Below are 18468 nucleotides of genomic sequence, written 5' to 3'. Positions count from 1 at the left end.
TTGTTTGCGCCATCTGCAGAAATGCACCGCAGCGCTCAACGGATTCACTCGATAGCATGATTGGCAACAAACCAGATAGGCAAGGTCCATGCATTTCCACTTGGCCCTGCAGCATTCCGGTTTTGCCGTTCCCACAAACGGAAACCGCCAAGAAGCGCATCGGCGTTGTCGCCACGACGGGTCTGCGGCGGCATTCGCTTCAGCTTTGCGGCATTGCCTCCGCCCAGCACGATGTAATCGGGCAACAGTGCCTTGCGGAAACCCTCCAAGGCATCCATTACTTTGCCACGCCATTTCTTGTTTCCCAGCCGCTTGCGCCCCTGTTTGCCCAGATAGTCTTCGTAGTTGCACCCCTCCGAGTAATGCAGATGCCCAAGTTCCATCGCCGCAATCGCACCATCGACGATGAGTGCCGATCCCAGCCCCGTTCCCAGGCCAAGAAACAGCATCTTTCCGCCTTCGTAGCCGCCGAGTGCCTGCATTGCCCCATCGTTGATGGCCTTTACCGGGCGCCCGAAGGCCGCTTGAAAATCGAAGCCAATCCAGCCCGAACCCAGATTGTGCGGTTCGCGGACAATCTTGCCGTAGCGAACCACGCCGGGATAACCAATCGAAACCGCGTCGAATTGCCAATCCTTGGTGATCTTCAGAACTTTTCGCACCATCTGGTGCGGGGTCAGCTTCGGCCCGGATTTGAATTTGACGGGATTTGTTTGCCCGCTAGCGATACACTTGACGTGCGAGCCGCCGACGTCGATAACAAGTATCTTCATATTCTTCCCCAATTGCAGCTTCATGACGTTTGGAGCACAGCGGCTGGCCGTTCGCCTGCCTCGCTGGCGCGTTTGGCCTGTTCCTCTGGAATAGACAGCAAATAGGCCGTATTGATCAGTGCCGTGTGCGTCAGCGCCTGCGGAAAATTACCCAGCATGCAGCGCCCGCGTGTATCGTATTCTTCCGCCAGCAATCCAACATCGTTACTCAAGCCAAGCAGGCGCTCGAACAAGGCTTCAGCTTCTTCGCGCCGTCCAATCAACGCAAGACTGCCGGCCAGCCAGTATGAACAAGGCAAAAACGCGCCCTCTCCAGACGGCAGTGCATCTATGTCGGCATCGGTCTTATAACGCAACACCAATCCATCGACCACGAGGTCGCGCTTGATGGCCTCTATCGTACCCAGTACGCGCGGATCGTCCGATGGCAGAAAGCCCACCTGCGGAATTAACAGCAGGCTTGCATCAAGATGCGGCGCGCCGTAGAACTGCACGAATGTGTTGCGCTGCGCATCATAGCCCTCCGAACAAACCTGCGCGTGAATCGCATCGCGCACCTGCCGCCAACGCTCAACCGGGCCGTCAAGCTCGAAGGCCTCGACATCCTTGACCGCCCGATCGAAAGCCACCCATGCCATCACTTTGGAGTAGGTGTAATGGCGCTGCGGCCCGCGCATTTCCCAGATGCCGTCATCCGGCTGCTGCCAGTTCGATTCCAGGAATTGGAGTATGGCGACTTGTACCCGCCAGGCGGCCGGCTCCGGGTCCAGGCCGACGGTTCGCGCCAGATGCAATGTGTCCATGACTTCGCCGTAGACATCAAGCTGGAACTGCTTAGATGCCGCGTTGCCCAGCCGCACAGGCACCGCGCGCCCATAGCCGGGCAACCAGTCCACCACGTATTCTTCCAGACGCCGCTCCCCCGTCACGCTGTAGAGTGTTTGCAGACTTTCGGGGCTACCCGCTATGGCGCGCAGTAACCACTCGCGCCAGGCCACGGCCTCTTCGTGGTAACCGGCGAGCAGCAGCGCGTTCAACGTGAAGGTGGCATCACGCAGCCAGCAGTAACGGTAGTCCCAGTTACGCACGCCACCATGCTGCTCCGGCAACGAAGTTGTGGGCGCTGCAATAATTCCTCCGGTGGGCGCATAAGTCAGGGCCTTTAGAGTGATCAGCGAGCGCAAGACGGCGTCGCGCCAGCGTCCCTGGTAGGTGCAGCGTTTGGACCATTTACGCCACTCGTTCTCGGTTGCCACCAGTTCCTGTTCCGGATCGATGGTTGATTGAGCTGCTTCATAAGAAGGACGATAATTGAGCGCAAAGTTTATCCTCTCGCCCTTGCTCACGTGGAACTCGGCCATGGTTTTCATGTTTTCTCCGTGGACGGCGACTTCGCTGCGCAATTCCAGCCGGTCCGGCCCGGCGGTCGCCAGCAGCGTATCGCCCGACCGCTGCACCCAAGGCATGATGGAACCATAATCGAAGCGGATGATGAGCTCCATGCGCATGGCCACTCGCCCACGCAATCCTTCAACGATACGCAGGACATCCCAACGATCTTCCGAGAGCGACATGAAGTCGATGATCCGCACAGCGCCTGCGTCGGCCTCGAAATCGGTTTCCAGAATCAGTGTGCCGGGGCGATATTTGCGCCGGATATTACGCACTTCTGCGACTGGCGCGATTAACCAGCGTCCGTGTTCAGGCTCGCCCAACAGTGCAGCAAAACAAGCACCCGAATCAAATCTCGGAAAGCACAGCCAGTCGATAGATCCATCGCTGCCGACCAGCGCTGCCGTATGGCAGTCGCCAATCAGGGCATAGTCTTCAATCGGAAGTGACATCAGAAAACCTCGGGTTGTGCCAGATTCCGTCTGCCGCAATCAGCGCGTCAGCCTGTTTCGGTCCCCAGCTGCCCGGCTTATAGGAGTGCGCCGGGTGGTGCGTTTCAAGGACCGGATCGACTACCGCCCAGGCAGCCTCCACCGCATCCTCACGGGTGAAGAGCGCGCCATCGCCGGCCATGGCATCACCCAGCAGTCGTTCGTAGGGTGTTTCTTCGTTCGGCTGTTCATCCAGCAGGGAGAGCTCGCGTTGGTCGCCGACGAACTCTTTGCCAGCACGCTTGACGCGCACGGCGAGGGCGACGGCAGCGTTGGGAGAGAGCCGGAAGCGCAGGTAATTGGCGCGCCCATCCGCCGGTGCGGAATCGTCGAACAGCCTTTGTGGCGGTGGTTTCAGTTCCACCAGAACCTCAGCCGCTGTTGCCGCCAGGCATTTGCCGGAACGCAGGTACCACGGCACCCCTTGCCAGCGCCACGAGTCGATGAACAGCCGCAATGCGCAGAATGTCTCGACGTCCGAGTCCTTCGCCACGCCCGGCTCTTTGCGGTAGCCCGCGTACTGGCCGCGCACCATGTCGTCCGGCTGCAAGGGGCGCATGGCTTGAAACACTTTGGCTTTCTCGCTGTGCACGGCGCCATAGCCCTGACAGGCCGGCGGCTCCATGGCCAGCAGCGCGGCAACCTGGAACATGTGGTTCTGGATGACGTCGCGCAGGCAACCGGCGCTTTCGTAAAACTTTCCGCGACCCTTTACACCGAAATCCTCGGCCAGGGTGATCTGCACGCTGGCCACGTGGTTACGGTTCCAGATCGGTTCGAGAAACGAATTGGCGAATCGGAAATAAAGGATATTCATGATCGCCTCTTTCCCGAGATAGTGGTCAATGCGGAAAATCGAATCTTCTTTAAACACTGATAGCGCAATACGGTTGAGCTCCCGCGCCGAGGCCAGATCGCGTCCGAACGGCTTTTCGACGATGACGCGCGCCTGATCTGCCAGACCAGAAGAACCCAGCCCTTTGATCACCTTCGCGAACAGTGCGGGGGGAATGGCAAGGTAATGCGCAGGATGCTGTGCATCGCCCAGGGTCTGTTTCAGGGCTTTGAACGTCTCCAGGTCGTTGTAATCGCCGCCCACATACTGGAGTAGGGAAAGGAGGTGTTCGAGGGCATCCCGGTCATCGATCTTGCCGGTTTGCTTGATGCTATCCTTCGCCCGTTTACGCAGTTGCGCCAGGCTCAACTTCGAACCGGCAACACCTACCACCGGCACGTTGAGTACACGGTGCTTGGCCATCGCATAGAGCGCAGGGAAAATCATTTTGTGGACAAGATCGCCAGTTACGCCAAAGATCACCAGCGCATCCGCCGGCATCATGCGGTTTGCGGTATGCTCCATCTCAGCGCTCGCCTTTTTTCTCGTCGTGCCCACCAAACTGCTTTCTCATCGCGGACAGAATCCGGTTGGCATAATCAGCATCGCCGCGCGAAGCAAAACGCTCAAACAGCGCCGCGTTGATAACCGGTGTCGGCACGCCCTCATCGATAGCGGCCAGTGCCGTCCAGCGGCCCTCACCCGAATCCGACACCCGCCCCGAGAACCCGGTGAGATCAGCATCCTCAACCAGCGCAGCTGCAGTCAGATCAAGCAGCCATGACGCCACCACGCTGCCACGTCGCCAGACTTCCGCGATCTCGGGCAGATCCAGGTCATACTGATAAAATTCCGGGTTGCGCATCGGCGCGGTCTCGGCATCGCTATCGTGCGAGCGCTTGCCGACATTGGCATTGTGCAGAATATTCAGGCCCTCGGCATACGCCGCCATCAGGCCATATTCGATCCCGTTGTGAACCATCTTGACGAAATGCCCGGCACCGTGCTGACCGCAGTGCAGATAGCCCTGATCTGCGGTGGCTGCGGGCTTGTCCCGGCCCGGGGTTGGAGTTGCCGTGCCTAGGCCGGGGGCAAGCGTGGCGAAGATCGGATCAAGGTGCTGGACGGTATCTTTCTCACCGCCCATCATCAGGCAATAGCCGCGTTCTAAACCCGCGACTCCGCCGCTGGTACCCGCATCCACATAATGGAGCCCATGTTGCTGCAATTCAGCAGCGCGCCGAATATCGTCGCGGTAGTAGGAATTGCCACCATCAATGACGATATCGCCCGCTTCAAGCAGCGGTACCAGCTGCGCCAGCACCTCATCCACAACCGTCGCCGGCACCATCATCCAGATCGCGCGTGGTTTGGTCAGACGGGCGACAAAATCGTCAAGCGAGTTCGTGCCAACGGCACCTTCGCTGTGGAGCGCCTTGACGGCTCCGGGATGACGGTTGTACACCACGCATTGGTGTCCTCCCCGTATCAGCCGTCGCACCATATTGCTGCCCATACGTCCCAGGCCTATCATTCCGATCTGCATCTTTGGGTTTCCTTATTTGAGGTGGGTGATCCCGATCTCGCTTGCTGCGTTTCTTCAGCTACCACCGATAACAAAAAATGTTTCGAAAAAGCGTGTGTTGCGATCCAGCTGTAGAGCAACGCAGACAGCGCATCAGCCGACCAGCAGGGCCTTTGCTCGCGCGCAAACCTTGTCGACGGTGAAGCCATACTCGCGCATCACAAGCTCGCCAGGAGCCGATGCGCCAAAACGATCTACGGCGAGCACATCGCCGTGACTGCCGACATAACGATGCCAGCCCTGCGACACGCCGGCTTCGACCGCGAGCCTGGCGCCAACCACCGGCGGCAGTACCGCGTTACGGTATTCGAGAGGCTGAGCATCGAACAGTTCCCAGCTTGGCATCGAGACGATGCGCACCTGGATTTTGTCCCCCAGCAATTTCTGCTGCGCAGCCACGACCAGTGCGACTTCAGAACCGCTGGCAATGAAAATCAGATCCGGCCTGCCGGTCGGAGCATCGCTCAACACATAGGCACCACAGCGCAAACCATCCGCCTCGGCATAATGCCTGCGATCGAGCGTGGGTAGCGCCTGTCGGGTCAGCACCAGCAGCACCGGCCGCTTGCGTGTTTCCAGTGCGACGCGCCAGGCGACTGCGGTTTCGTTGGCATCGCCGGGACGAATCACGATGAGGTTTGGAATGGCGCGGAGGCTCGCCAGTTGCTCCACCGGTTGATGCGTGGGGCCGTCTTCGCCGACGGCGATGCTGTCGTGCGTGAATACATGCACGACGTGCAACCCCATCAGTGCGGCCAGCCGGATAGCTGGGCGCATGTAGTCGGAGAAGATCAAAAAGGTCGAGCCATACGGAATAAAACCGCCGTGCGCGGCGAGGCCGTTGACGATGGCACCCATCGCATGTTCGCGCACGCCGAAGTGCAGGTTGCGTCCGGCGTAGCTCCAGCCAGCGCTGTCGGAGCCTTGTTTGTCTGTATTATTCAGCTGCGGCGGGTTGAAGTCGCCCATGCCCTTCAAGGCCGTTTTCGTCGACGGGTCGAGGTCGGCCGAGCCGCCGGTAAGCGCGAGCAGTTTGGGCGCAATGGCGTTCATCACCTTGCCAGATGCATCGCGCGTGGCGAGACCCTTGGCGTCGGCTTCGAATACTGGGATGTCCGTGTCCCAGCCCGGCGGCAGTTCGTCGCGCAAACGATACCGAAGCTCTTCTGCCATGTCCGGGAACGCCTTGGCGTAGGCACTCATGCGCTCGTCCCACGCTGCCTCGTCCTGCGCACCCAGCTCCACCGCTTCGCGGAAATGCGCCAGTGCTTCGTCCGGTATCAGGAAGTCCGGCTCGGTCGGCCAGCCCAGCTTCTGTTTGGTCTTGCGCACATCGTCCACGCCGAGTGGTGAGCCGTGCGCCTTGAAACTGTCCTGCTCGGGCGAACCGAACCCGATATGGGTGCGCACCAGGATCAGAGACGGCCGTGCAGTTTCCGCGCGTGCAGCGGTCAGCGCGGCTTCGATCGCGGCCACATCGTTACCGTCCGCCACCGAAATGGTGTGCCAACCATAGGCCTCGAAGCGCAGTGCTCGATTCTCGGTGAAGCTGATATCAGTACCGGCAGCCAGGGTGACGTAGTTGTCGTCGTAAAGGCAGGTGAGCTTGCCGAGCTTGAGATGACCGGCAAGGGAGGCCGCTTCGGAGGCCACGCCCTCCATCAGATCGCCATCGCTGACGATGGCAAACGTATGGTGATCGATGAGCGCGTGATTGGGTCGGTTGTAGCGGGCCGCGAGCTGCGCCTCGGCGATCGCCATGCCGACCGCATTGCCAAAGCCCTGCCCCAATGGTCCGGTGGTGGTTTCCACGCCTGGCGTGTGTCCGCGCTCGGGATGCCCGGGCGTCTTGCTGCCCCACTGACGGAACTGCTTGATGTCGTCCAGCGCAAGGTCATAACCGCTCAGGTGTAACAGACTGTAGAGCAGCGCCGAACCGTGTCCGGCCGAGAGCACGAAGCGGTCGCGATTGAACCAGTGCGGGTTGGCCGGGTGATGCTTGAGCAGGCGCGTCCACAACACATAGGCCATTGGTGCGGCGCCGAGCGGCAGGCCCGGATGGCCGCTGTTGGCGTGCTGCACCATGTCCACAGACAGGAAGCGCAGCGTGTTGATGCATAGTTGATCGCGTGGGTTGGCCATGATGACTCCTTCGAGCGGTCAAGGATTACTGAATCATTTAAAATATGAAGGGCTAACATCATTTATAGATTATTTATAAAAGCCTAGCCTTGTCCTAACAAACATAGTGTAGTTCAAACTCCCATCCGGCATATTCATAGCGTGCAATCATTTCTATGGATAATGTTTCGACCTCACAACAGCGAACCGTAATCCAACAGCTAGCGGTATCAGCATTTATCCGGATGACGGTGCCGATGTGGGGCGACTGATTGATCTTGCCGACATGGCCATGTACCGAAGCAAAATGCAGAGGGTGGGAAGGGGTGCTCCATTCGGTTCCCGGTTTCGCGCCGGACGGGGTCGGAGTTTACGGACCGATCACGCGGGCGCAGCATCTGGCCCCAGAAGGTGCGGTGGACACCGGGCAGCAGACACGGCGCCCGCAATGTATGCCGGAGAGGAGACTTTGATCTACACTCTCATGGACATCTCCACCCACGATAAAGGCCCGGGAAGTGGCGCTATGCAATCACGCCTGTACCGAGACCCTGACTGGGCTTGGTATCGACAGTTGACTTATCCGAGCCTAAATTCTGGGCATTTTGAAGGGGGGTGACCAATCCGCAAAGAGCCTGCGCAATAGAACGCTCAGCCATGAACGCCTGCTGTCCAGCCGACCTCTGCCTGTGCATTCTTGAGATCAGGCTCGACTTCTGGAATGCCCCTTGGACAAAGGAACATATATGCCCCTCTTCAATCGGTTTCTGCTGCAGCCCGCCGAGGAACGCCTCGCGAACTTGCCCTTACCGTGCTCCGTCCAACTTCCTGGCGGCCAGCGTATCGGTGCCGCCCAACCCCGGCTGCGTTTTATCGTGCGCGATGGGCGCGCCTTCATGCATCTGGCCCAGGGTGCCATCGGCCGCTTGGCAGAAGATTATGTCGAAGGCCGACTGGAGATTGAGGGCCGACTGCGCGACTTGATGCTCGCCGTGCCCGCGCTGTTCGGTACCGATCCCACCCACGAATCCACCAACATGCTTCCTCACCTGCTCGGTCGCATGCAGCGCAGCTTATGGGAGCGCAGCCACCACAGCCGCGCCAAAGACGCCGCACAAGTGCAAAGCCACTACGACATCTCCGACGCCTTCTACGCGCTCTGGCTCGACCCTCTGCGCGTCTACTCCTGTGCTTACTTCCAAACCCCCGATATGAGCCTGGCCCAAGCCCAGGAAGCCAAGCTCGACCACATCTGCAAAAAACTCCGGCTGCAGCCTGGTGAGCGCTTTATCGACATTGGTGCTGGCTGGGGCGGCCTGCTGCTGTGGGCCGCAGAACACTACGGCGTGCACGCCACTGGCATTACCCTCAGCCAAAACCAATACACCTATGTCAACCAGATCATCGAGCGCAAAGGTCTGCAAAGCCGCGTACAAATGCTCTTGCAAGACTACCGAGACATTGACGAAAGCCAGCCCTACGACAAGGTGGCGTCGGTCGGCATGTGCGAACACGTCGGGCGGCCCAATCTGCCGATATACTTCGCCAAGATCTACCGACTGCTCAAGCCCGGCGGCCTCGTGCTCAACCACGGCATTACTGCCGGCGGCACCGACAATCCCCAACTCGCTGGCGGCATGGGCGACTTCATCGAAAAATACATTTTCCCCGGAGGCCAACTCGTGCACGCCAGCGTGATGCTCGAAGCCATGGCGCGCGGCAAACTCGAAGCGCTGGACGCCGAATGCCTGCGCCCGCACTATGCCCAGACTCTGTGGCACTGGCTCGACGCATTGGAAGCTCGTGAGAGGGAGGCCCGCGAGGTGCTGGGGGCGCATGCCGAGAAAATCCTGCGGGCCTACCGGCTATACCTGGCGGGTTCGGCCATGGGCTTCGAGCAGGGCTGGATGTCGTTGTTCCAGATACTGGGCTCGCGCCCTGACAGTGTGGTGGAGACGCGCGAGTCCAGCCCGGCCAAGCTGCGCGCGGTGCAATGCGACTATCCGTTCAATCGTGAGTACATGTATACCAGGACTGATGGCTGAAGTTTAGACATGTATGAACCTCTCCGGCTCCGCCGGGTTTTTTATCGCCTTTTTTCCGGCGAAAGTGCTTGACACGGTGATGGCGCCGTGCGGCCGCCCCTTGTAAAAAAGGGTCGGCAATGAGAAGCGTTTTAGGCTTCTCGGAATCACTACCATGCCCTTTCATCGTCTCGTTGCCCTCCGCCTCTCAGAGTGGATTTCCTAACTGCGGGCATTTATACCCCACATTCCTGTACCTGTTCGACTGCTGACGGATGCCTGGTTCATGCGGCGGCGCCTGCTCTTGCCCCTGTTGCGTCAGCACGGCCAGTTTATCGGCCAGGTGCGCAAGATACCGTGCTGCTATCTCGCTTCCGAGACCCACTTGACCGCCAGCGAAATCGTCTCCCTCGACAGCAACCGCCGGCAGATCGAACCGATCTTCCATTGGAAGGGTTTCGACCCGAAGTCCGGGAAATTCCAGTGCTCCACCCCCGCCTTTTGGGCCGACGCCGATGACCCGCCCTGCAAAAAGGCCGCCTGACTCACTTCTGACCCAAATTTACCGAAGTGGACCAGTATCCGCGGCCATCTGCCCACAATTGCCATGTCACCGATGCATTCATAGCCAACCTCCCGTGAAAGCGGTTCGCCGTAAGCCGCTGACAATATATGGGCAGTTGCGCATCAATTGCCACAACAAGCCGCTACGATAGTTCTCGATCATCAGCACGATCGGACCTTGATTCAGGCCGTAATGCCACGGCGATACCCAGCCGTAGGGATTGGCGGACTTGTCCGGGTAGGTCGGGTTGAACGTCGCCTTGAAGCCGTAAGGGTTGCTCTTTTTCAAGTCGACGTGATGCACCAGATAGTCGATTGCCGGCAACACGATCTCCGGCGCGAACGGTAGCGACGCCACCACCGCCCATGGTGCGACGGTGCCATCGTCCGGTCCGTACGGTACGCCACGCCCGAGGTAATTGAAGAACTGCCGCTCGATGCCATTCACTTTGATGGTGTCGGGACCGGGTCCGTCGCTCGCGGTGATGCCCCAACAGTCTTTTCCATATCCTACAAACTTGAGCGGATTGTCAATCGCGTATTGTTGCTGCGCATAGGTAGCGCGGCGGGTATTCTCGAAGTAGTCAATGCCTTTTTCGCGCATGAATGCATCCTGAATGCCACGAAAATCGATCCAGAGATGAGAAATCTGATGCGTGAACAACGGCCCTGCGTAAAGATAATCGTATCCGCAGTTATTTTTCCACTCGTAAGTAGAAACCCACGCCGCGTAGCTGCTTGCCGGCAGCGGATGGGTGGGTGAGCCTAGTCCCAGGATGTACAGCACAAGCGCCTCGTCGTAGCCTTCCCAACGGTATTTGAGAAATCCGCTTTCGGGTTTCCAGCCGTGCGTAACCGTTAGACCACCGTTTTGCGCCCACGGCCAGTCGGCACGGCGATAAAGGGCGTCAGCGACGACGCGTATTTCCCTTTCTTCAGTCGTGTTCGCATCAAAATACGCGCTGGCAGTCAATGCACCGGCGAGCAGAATGGCGCTGTCCACGGTCGACAATTCGCATTGCCACGCACGCCGTCCGGTCTGCATGTCGAGAAAATGATAATAAAAACCGTGGTAGCCGGTAGCGTCCGGCTCGGGGCCTTGCGGGCTGTCCCGGAAAAACCTCAGCGTGGCGAGGACTGTCGCGGTCGCGGTCGCGCGCGTGATGAAGCCGCGCGCGACCGCGACCGGATAGGACGCCAGGGCGAGGCCGGTGGCGGCAATGCTGGCAGGCCAGTCTGGCGCTGTCTTGTCGATAACCAGCCCGTTGACGGGATTGGTCTCATGCACAAAATAGCTGAATGTTTCGCGCTGAAGAATTTCCAGCTCGGTTTCGATGGCCAGTTTTTTTCTGCTCCATTGAGAGTCCATGATTCAAACGTTACTTCACCAGCAGCTTGCGAATGGATTTCAATTCCCGCCGACGTTTTGCAGTGGTCTTGGGATATGTCATCTTAAGTTCATTGAGCCCATCGAGGACAATTTTGGAAACAATCAGCCGGGCGTTCTCCTTGTCGTCGGCGGGAACCACATACCAGGGCGCGATTTTGGTACTCGTTGCGCTCAGGCATGCCTCATAGGCCTGCATGTATTGCTTCCAAAATCCCCGCTCTACAATGTCTGCCTGACTGAATTTCCAGTTTTTTTCCGGTTCATCGATGCGATCGAGAAAGCGCTTGCGCTGCTCTTCCTCGGAAAGATGAAGGAAGAATTTGATGATCCGGGTGCCATTGCGATAGAGATGGTTCTCCAGGTCCACGATGGATCGATATCGATCCTGCCAAATCGCTTTCTCGTCGAGCAACTCATCTGGAAGCCTCTCACCGCGGAGAATCTCAGGATGCACACGAACGATCAGCACTTCTTCGTAATAGGACCGGTTGAAGATGCCGATCCGGCCGCGTTCCGGTAGATCACGCGTGGTGCGCCACAGAAAATCGTGCTCCAGTTCCGCAGCACTCGGATGCTTGAAGCTGAATACCTGGCAGCCTTGTGGGTTGACACCAGACATGACGTGCCGGATGGCGCCATCCTTGCCAGCGGCGTCCATGGCCTGAAAAATCAGCAACAACGCATAGCGGTTGGATGCGTAGTGAAGGCGTTGCAGCTCACTTAGCTCCTCCACGTGTTCATCAAGGCATTTTTTGTACTCCTTTTTCGACTTGTACGCTGGTTTCACCAGCGTCGGCCACTTATTCAAATCGACCTGTTCGCCTTCCTGTACACAGAAATCCTGCGATTTGATCTTCATCTTCATCCTCTCAGTCAGTCATCTGCGCTGCCAGGCGCTGTTTATTTATCGGGTTCATCTCTCTGATTCTTCTCATGAACCTCACATCATCTCTTTGATGCCAGAGCGGAGCAGCCACCAGTTGACCGGGTAGCTGGTGATAAAAAAACCGCACAGCATTGCAATCTGCATCATGAACCAGAACTCAACGCTATCAACTTCAAGTCTGACGCCGAATACGTGTGGGAAATAATAGAGGTTCGCAAAGGCCATGAAGCCATACATTCCGATCTGCCAGGCCGTCAGCGACAGCGCATCCGCCTTTAGCGCCGCCTTGACTCCCTCCGTCGGCGTTAAATGGCGCATCGGCACGATCGTGAAATATTGAAACGCGATGCCAATCACGAAGGCGAAGATAAAGTCGAGTACCCAGACGGCGAACGGCTTCTCGCTGAAAAGCCAGTGCCAACCGAACCACACGGCGATTGCGGGGAAGGCAAAGGCCAGCCACTCGGCGCCAATATCGCCAAGTGTGCAGCCGCTGCCGCAATGGAGCGTGGCCTTGCCGACCATCACGGGAAATGGCGTCACGCTCTTGCCCGACGGCTCGCGCGCGTCGGTTTTCGCGTTCATGCCCGCCTCCATGGTTGCGCGCCGTCCATAACGGAAATAGGCCCAGACCGCCAGCACCGTTCCGAACAATGCCACGACCGGCCAGACGACGTTCATAATCCACATGTGTTGCGGATCACGCATCTCGTCAATCATGATCACCCCGGCGGCGGCGAAACCGAACACCAGCGCGAAAATAGAGGCGACGTAGAGCCAGTACGGAATGATCATTACGCTCCGTCCACAGGTTTCGCCTTGTCTTCAGGCTTGGCATCAGTTTTTGCTTCATCTGACCGATTGTCGCGGTCCGCCTTTTCCATGCTTTCAACTGCTTGAACGTCTTTGCGCCCAAGCTCCTCGTAGAGCGCATGAACTCGCTTGACAAGTCCTGGCGTCAAATCGGTTGGTGTCCTGGCGTTGTCTTCTGGCTTGGCCGCGGCGTTGGCTTCGGGCATGGCAGATGCCTTTGCTTCAGGCTCGGCCTCGGCTTTCGCTTCGGGCTTAGCCTTGACATCAGCTTTCCGAATCTCCCGCTCCGCTTTATCCCAATTCTGAACTGATTGACCGTCCCTGCGGCCCTGCTCCTCATAGAGTTCATACGCCCGTGTGGCGATCTGCGGTGTCAGATCGGAAGTTGTTTTGGCTTTTGCTTCAGGTTTTGGCTCGACGGCCGGTTTGGCTTCAACCTCAGCTTGGGCTTGAGGTTTGGGTTCAGCTTTGGCGTACGGCTTCTGCTCGACCTTTGCATCAGGCTTAGTGTCAACAGCTTTGGTTTCGAGGTTAGCGTCAGGTTCCGAGTCGTCCTTGGCGTCGGGCTTGGCCTCCGCTTTGGATTCGGGCTTAACTTCGAGTTTGGCATCGGCTTTGGTATCAGGCTTGCTCTTGTCCTTTGCTTCCGGCTTGACCTCGACTTTGGAACCGGGCTTGGTTCCAGCTTTGACTGGATCAAGAATCCGATAGGCAAGCAGTTTCACAGGGTCGGTCACGAAGAACCATAGCAGTGCATAACCCCACACGAACCCGGCCCATTTCCAGCCCAGAGGTGTCATGAACAGCCCGTACACCGCTATCAACGTCGCCACGGTTTGGGTGCCGAGTACCGCCATCCATAAAATCCGCGCGGGGCGTATCGACCAGAATGGACCGCGCGTGCGCGTCTGAAAAATAGTCAGATGCCCCGCTACGGAGAGCATCAGATACATCATTGTCTGGAGAAGCGCATGGTTGAGGTGATAGACCCGATCGCCAAGGAAAAACAGGCCAAACGCGGCGATGGGGCCGACAAGGCCCAGCACTGTGGCAATCCCCAGCACCATGCGCATGTTCCAGGCCTCGGGCTGGTCCCTGTAATGCACGTTGTCATAGGCGATGGACAGGATGGCGCCGTCGTTGAGCAAGGCGAGCATCACGATCATGACCGCCGTCACCGGATAAAAATTGAAGATCAGGATCGAGAGCGTCATGAAGAGCAGCACGCGCAGCGTTTCGGCAATGCGGTAAATCGCGTAGCTGTTCATCCGCTGGAAAATCTTCCGGCTTTCCTTGATCGCGTCGATGATCACCGACAGGCCCGGCGTCATCAGCACGATGGCCGCTGCCGCGCGCGCGGCGTCGGTCGCGTCCGATACGGCGATGCCGCAGTCGGCTTTCTTCAGCGCGGGGGCATCATTCACCCCGTCGCCGGTCATGCCGACGATATGGCCGCGTTTTTGCAGGACATCCACGATGTGGAACTTGTGTTCGGGAAACACCTGGGCGAAACCATCGGCCTTTTCGATGGACTCGGCCACCTCTGCGGTCTCTTCCTTTTTGGAGTCGCCGAGGCTGGAGGCATCGAGGATATTGGCGCCCATGTCCAGCTTCTTGGCGGTTTCCTTGGCGATGGCCAGTGCGTCCCCCGTCACCATCTTGACCTGCACGCCCATCGCCAGCGCGGTGGCAATGGTTGCCTTGGCATCCTCCCGTGGCGGATCGAACAAGGGCAATACGCCGACAAGCATCCACTTGCCTTCCTCCTCTGCCCGGGCGACGCCTAGTGACCGAAAGCCGCTCGCCGCAAAGTCGTTGACTGCCTTGTCGACGGCGGACTTGACTTCGCCCGCATTTGCCGCCAGCGCCAGGATCACCTGCGGCGCGCCCTTTGTCACCTTGAATGGTTTTCCGTCCGCCCCCTTGACGGTCGCTTCGGTGCGCTTGTGCACCGGGTCAAACGGCTGGAAATGCACCACCTGGTAGCCCTTCAGGGCCTTGTCATCCTTCAGGCCGCCCAGCACGGCCAGGTCGATGGTGTCCTTGTCGTCCGCGCGCGACGCCAGTGCGGCGTCGAGGATAACCTGCTCGGCAGAGACATTGTTCACGCTGAACGGATCGCCCAGCGTGAGCTTGTTCTGGGTCAGCGTGCCGGTCTTGTCCGCACACAAGATGTCCACGCCGGCCAGTTCCTCGATGGCCACCAAGCGGCTGACGATCGCTTGCTTCTTGGCGAGCAGGCGCGCGCCGACCGCCATCGTGACCGACAACACCGTGGGCATCGCCACCGGAATCGCGGCCACGGTCAGCACCAGGGCAAACTGCAGCGTGGTAAGGATCGGGTCACCGCGGTAAATCGCGACGGCAATGATCGCCGCCACCAGCACCACCGCGAGAATGATCAGGTAGTTGCCGATCTTCAACACCGCCTTTTGAAAATGGCTAACGGTGTGCGCGTCCTGAACCAGTTCTGCGGTCTTGCCGAAGTAGGTATTCGCACCCGTGGCGTACACCAGCGCGCTGCTCTCACCCCGGCGGATGATCGAACCGGAAAACACCGCGTCGCCCGGTTTTCGTTCGGCGGGCAAGGACTCTCCGGTCAGCGCGGACTGATCGATCGACATGGGATCGCCGTCCAGTAAGCGCGCATCCGCCGGCACAATGTCGCCCAGGCGCATGCGAATGACATCACCCGGCACCAACTCGCGCGCCGCCGGGTTGACCCACTTGCCGTCACGTATCACCCTGGCCTTGACCGCCAGCTTGGCCTTGAGGGCCTCGATGGCATTGCCCGCTGCGTGTTCCTCCCAGAATCCGACCATGGCGTTGGCCAGAAGCAGAACCAGGATGATGAAAAAGTCCGGCCAATGCCGGGCTACCGCCGACAGGATCACGGCGGCTTCGATCATCCACGGGATCGGACCCCAAAAATAGGTGAGGAATTTCAGCAGAGGATTGGTTTTCTTTTCTTCGATCTCGTTGGGCCCATATTGGGTCAACCTCTTTGCCGCTTCGGCTTGGGTGAGGCCGTCCGGCGACGAGCCGAGTTTCTTCTCCACTTCCTCCAGCGGCAGGGATTTCAGATCGTCCTTCGCCTCGGGTTTCGATCCTGGCCTGGATTCGGGAGCCTTGCCTTGGTCGGCATTGGATTTCATTTGCGCTCGCTCCATTTCCAGTTGCGGATTTCCGGCATATCCTCGCCGTGCTTGTCGATGTACTGCTTGTGCGCGAGCAGCTTGTCCTTCAGCTGCTGCTTCAGGTAGATGCCCTTGTCGCCGGTCTGCGGCAGCCGGTCGATCGTGTCCATCACCAGGTGGAAGCGGTCCAGCTCGTTCAGCACCGTCATGTCGAAGGGCGTGGTGATGGTGCCCTCCTCCTTGTAGCCGCGCACGTGGATGTTGTCGTGGTTGGTGCGGCGGTAGGTCAGCCGGTGGATCAGCCAGGGGTAGGCGTGGTAGGCGAAGATCACCGGCATGTCCTTGGTGAACAGTTCGTCGAAATCCATGTCGGAAAGCCCGTGAGGATGCTCGGTCTGCGGCTGCAGCTTCATCAGGTCGACGACGTTGACCACGCGTATCTTCAGTTCGGGCAGGTGCTCGCGCAGGATGGAGACGGCCGCGAGCGTCTCCAGCGTGGGCACGTCGCCGCAGCAGGCCATGACCACGTCGGGGGCGCGTTCCTGGTCGTTGCTCGCCCACTGCCAGATGCCGATGCCCTCGGCGCAGTGCTTGAGCGCGGCGTCCATGGTCAGCCACTGCGGCGCCGGGTGCTTGCCCGCGACCACCACGTTGACGTAGTGGCGGCTCCTCAGGCAGTGATCCATCACCGACAACAGGCAATTGGCATCCGGCGGCAGGTAGACGCGCACGACATCGGCCTTCTTGTTGACGACATGGTCGATGAAGCCGGGGTCCTGGTGGGTGAAGCCGTTGTGGTCCTGGCGCCAGACGTGCGAGGCGAGCAGGTAGTTCAGGGAGGCGATCTTGCGCCGCCACGGCAGGTGCGCGGTGACCTTGAGCCACTTGGCGTGCTGGTTGAACATCGAATCGATGATGTGGATGAACGCCTCGTAGCAGTTGAACAGTCCGTGGCGCCCGGTGAGCAGGTAGCCCTCGAGCCAGCCCTCGCATTGGTGCTCGCTCAGCATGGAATCCAGCACGCGGCCGCTGGGCGCGAGCCACTCGTCGTTCGGCAGCGTCCTCGCGTCCCATTGACGATCGCTCGCCTCGAACACGGCGTTCAGGCGGTTGGAGAGCGTCTCGTCGGGGCCGAAGACGCGGAAATTGCGCTGCTCGGCGTTCAGCTTCATCACGTCGCGCAGGAAGCGCCCGAGCACGAACGTGTCGCCCGCGCCGGGCGCACCGGGGGTGGGCACGTTCTCGGCGTAGTCGCGGAAATCCGGCATCCTCAGATCGCGCAGCAGCATGCCGCCGTTGGCGTGCGGGTTCGCGCCCATGCGCCGTTCGCCCTTCGGTGCCAATTCGGCCAGTTCCGGCTTCAGGCGGCCCTCGGCGTCGAACAGTTCGTCTGGCCGGTAGCTCTTGAGCCAGTCTTCCAAGAGCTTGAGGTGTTCCGGATGGGTGGCCGGATCGGACAGCAGCACCTGGTGCGCGCGGAAGGTGCCTTCGATCTGCAGGCCGTCGACCACCTTCGGTCCGGTCCAGCCCTTGGGCGACTTGAGCACGATCATCGGCCAGCGCGGGCGCGTCAAGTCACCCGTGACGCGGGCCTTGTGCTGAATGTGCTTGATCTGCTCCACTACCGTGTCCAGCGTCGCGGCCATGGCCTCATGCATCAGTTCGGGCTCGTGTCCCTCGACGAAATAGGGCGTCCAGCCGTAGCCGCGCAGCAGTTGTTCCAGTTCCTCGTGCTCGATGCGGGCGAGGACGGTCGGGTTGGAGATCTTGTAGCCGTTCAGGTGCAGGATGGGCAGCACCGCGCCGTCTGTGGCCGGATCGAGGAACTTGTTGGAATGCCAGGCCGTGGTCAGGGGCCCGGTCTCCGCTTCGCCGTCGCCGACGACGCAGGCGACGATCAGATCGGGGTTGTCGAACACCGCGCCGAAGGAATGGCTGAGCGAATAGCCGAGCTCGCCGCCCTCGTGGATCGAACCGGGGCACTCGGGCGAGGCGTGACTCGGAATGCCGCCGGGAAAGGAAAACTGGATGAACAGCTTCCTCAGCCCGGCCTCGTCCTGGCTGATGTCGGGATAGATCTCGCTGTAAGTGCCCTCGAGGTAGGTGTTGCCCACCACTGCCGGGCCGCCGTGCCCGGGGCCGGCGACGTAAATCATGTCGAGCTCGTATTTCTTGATGACCCGGTTCAGGTGCGCGTAGATGAAGTTCTGCCCCGGGGTCGTGCCCCAGTGCCCGAGCAGCATGTGCTTCACGTCCACGAGCGCGAGCGGCCGCTTCAGCAGCGGATTGTCGTAAAGATAGATCTGCCCGACCGACAGGTAGTTCGCGGCGCGCCAGTAGGCGTCGATCTTGTGCAAGAGCTCAGGCGAGAGTGCGTTGGTAGTCATGAATGTTCTCCAGTCGGCAATGTGATCGACGCGGAACTCAAGCTCATCGCGGCGCCGGCAATGCTGGGGC

At 59.5% G+C, this 18468-nt stretch carries 11 protein-coding genes and 1 pseudogene; 2 read left to right on the top strand and 10 right to left on the bottom strand.

The genetic code is table 11. The annotated features are described in order from the left end of the window. Positions 1–44: 44 nt before the first annotated feature. The 5 genes from AFERRID_RS00350 to tkt all read right to left on the bottom strand — a co-directional run bounded on the left by AFERRID_RS00350 (position 45) and on the right by tkt (position 7218). Positions 45–773 (bottom strand): ROK family protein, encoded by a 729-nt coding sequence (locus tag AFERRID_RS00350; RefSeq protein ID WP_126604121.1) that lies wholly within the window; start codon positions 771–773, stop codon positions 45–47. Between the two features lie 20 nt (positions 774–793). After that, positions 794–2617, bottom strand: a complete 1824-nt coding sequence (locus AFERRID_RS00345; protein WP_126604120.1) for a glycoside hydrolase family 15 protein — start codon at positions 2615–2617, stop codon at positions 794–796. Continuing rightward, a complete protein-coding gene (zwf, locus tag AFERRID_RS00340; RefSeq protein WP_126604119.1) occupies positions 2601–4016 on the bottom strand; it encodes a glucose-6-phosphate dehydrogenase in 1416 nt (471 codons plus the stop codon). Before zwf ends, AFERRID_RS00345 begins: the two co-directional genes overlap by 17 nt. A gap of 1 nt (position 4017) precedes the next feature. Beyond that, positions 4018–5037 (bottom strand): phosphogluconate dehydrogenase (NAD(+)-dependent, decarboxylating), encoded by a 1020-nt coding sequence (gene gnd / locus AFERRID_RS00335; protein WP_126604118.1) that lies wholly within the window; start codon positions 5035–5037, stop codon positions 4018–4020. A 132-nt stretch (positions 5038–5169) separates the two neighbouring features. Then, positions 5170–7218 carry a transketolase gene (gene tkt, locus AFERRID_RS00330; protein WP_126604117.1) on the bottom strand — a complete coding sequence of 683 codons (2049 nt, stop codon included), beginning with the start codon at positions 7216–7218 and terminating at the stop codon, positions 5170–5172. Between the two features lie 725 nt (positions 7219–7943). Here tkt and AFERRID_RS00325 point away from each other — a divergent pair. Together AFERRID_RS00325 and AFERRID_RS15225 are read left to right on the top strand one after the other, a co-directional pair. Beyond that, complete coding sequence (locus AFERRID_RS00325) at positions 7944–9242, top strand: class I SAM-dependent methyltransferase (RefSeq protein WP_126604116.1); 1299 nt, start codon at positions 7944–7946, stop codon at positions 9240–9242. Positions 9243–9447: 205 nt separating this feature from the next. Continuing rightward, positions 9448–9765: pseudogene (locus AFERRID_RS15225) on the top strand (hypothetical protein); the annotation flags it as partial. 78 nt (positions 9766–9843) lie between these two features. Here the strand turns inward: AFERRID_RS15225 and AFERRID_RS00315 are convergent. From AFERRID_RS00315 to AFERRID_RS00285, 5 genes are all read right to left on the bottom strand, one after another. Continuing rightward, positions 9844–11154, bottom strand: a complete 1311-nt coding sequence (locus AFERRID_RS00315; RefSeq protein ID WP_126604115.1) for a glucoamylase family protein — start codon at positions 11152–11154, stop codon at positions 9844–9846. A 10-nt stretch (positions 11155–11164) separates the two neighbouring features. After that, positions 11165–12034: an ADP-polyphosphate phosphotransferase gene (locus tag AFERRID_RS00310; protein WP_126604114.1), complete on the bottom strand. Its 870-nt coding sequence runs from the start codon at positions 12032–12034 to the stop codon at positions 11165–11167. 81 nt (positions 12035–12115) lie between these two features. Then, positions 12116–12856, bottom strand: coding sequence for a DUF4396 domain-containing protein (locus tag AFERRID_RS00305; protein WP_197722460.1), 741 nt, complete (start codon positions 12854–12856; stop codon positions 12116–12118). Continuing rightward, positions 12856–16029 (bottom strand): plasma-membrane proton-efflux P-type ATPase, encoded by a 3174-nt coding sequence (locus tag AFERRID_RS00290; protein ID WP_197722459.1) that lies wholly within the window; start codon positions 16027–16029, stop codon positions 12856–12858. The genes AFERRID_RS00305 and AFERRID_RS00290 overlap by 1 nt, the downstream gene beginning before the upstream one ends. Then, positions 16026–18398, bottom strand: coding sequence for a phosphoketolase family protein (locus tag AFERRID_RS00285; RefSeq protein WP_126604113.1), 2373 nt, complete (start codon positions 18396–18398; stop codon positions 16026–16028). The genes AFERRID_RS00290 and AFERRID_RS00285 overlap by 4 nt, the downstream gene beginning before the upstream one ends. Positions 18399–18468 lie beyond the last annotated feature (70 nt).

Source organism: Acidithiobacillus ferridurans, assembly GCF_003966655.1.
GTDB classification, from domain to species: Bacteria; Pseudomonadota; Gammaproteobacteria; order Acidithiobacillales; family Acidithiobacillaceae; genus Acidithiobacillus; species Acidithiobacillus ferridurans.
Note: the sequence above shows the minus strand (reverse complement) of the source record. Positions and strands in the feature narration are given on the sequence as shown.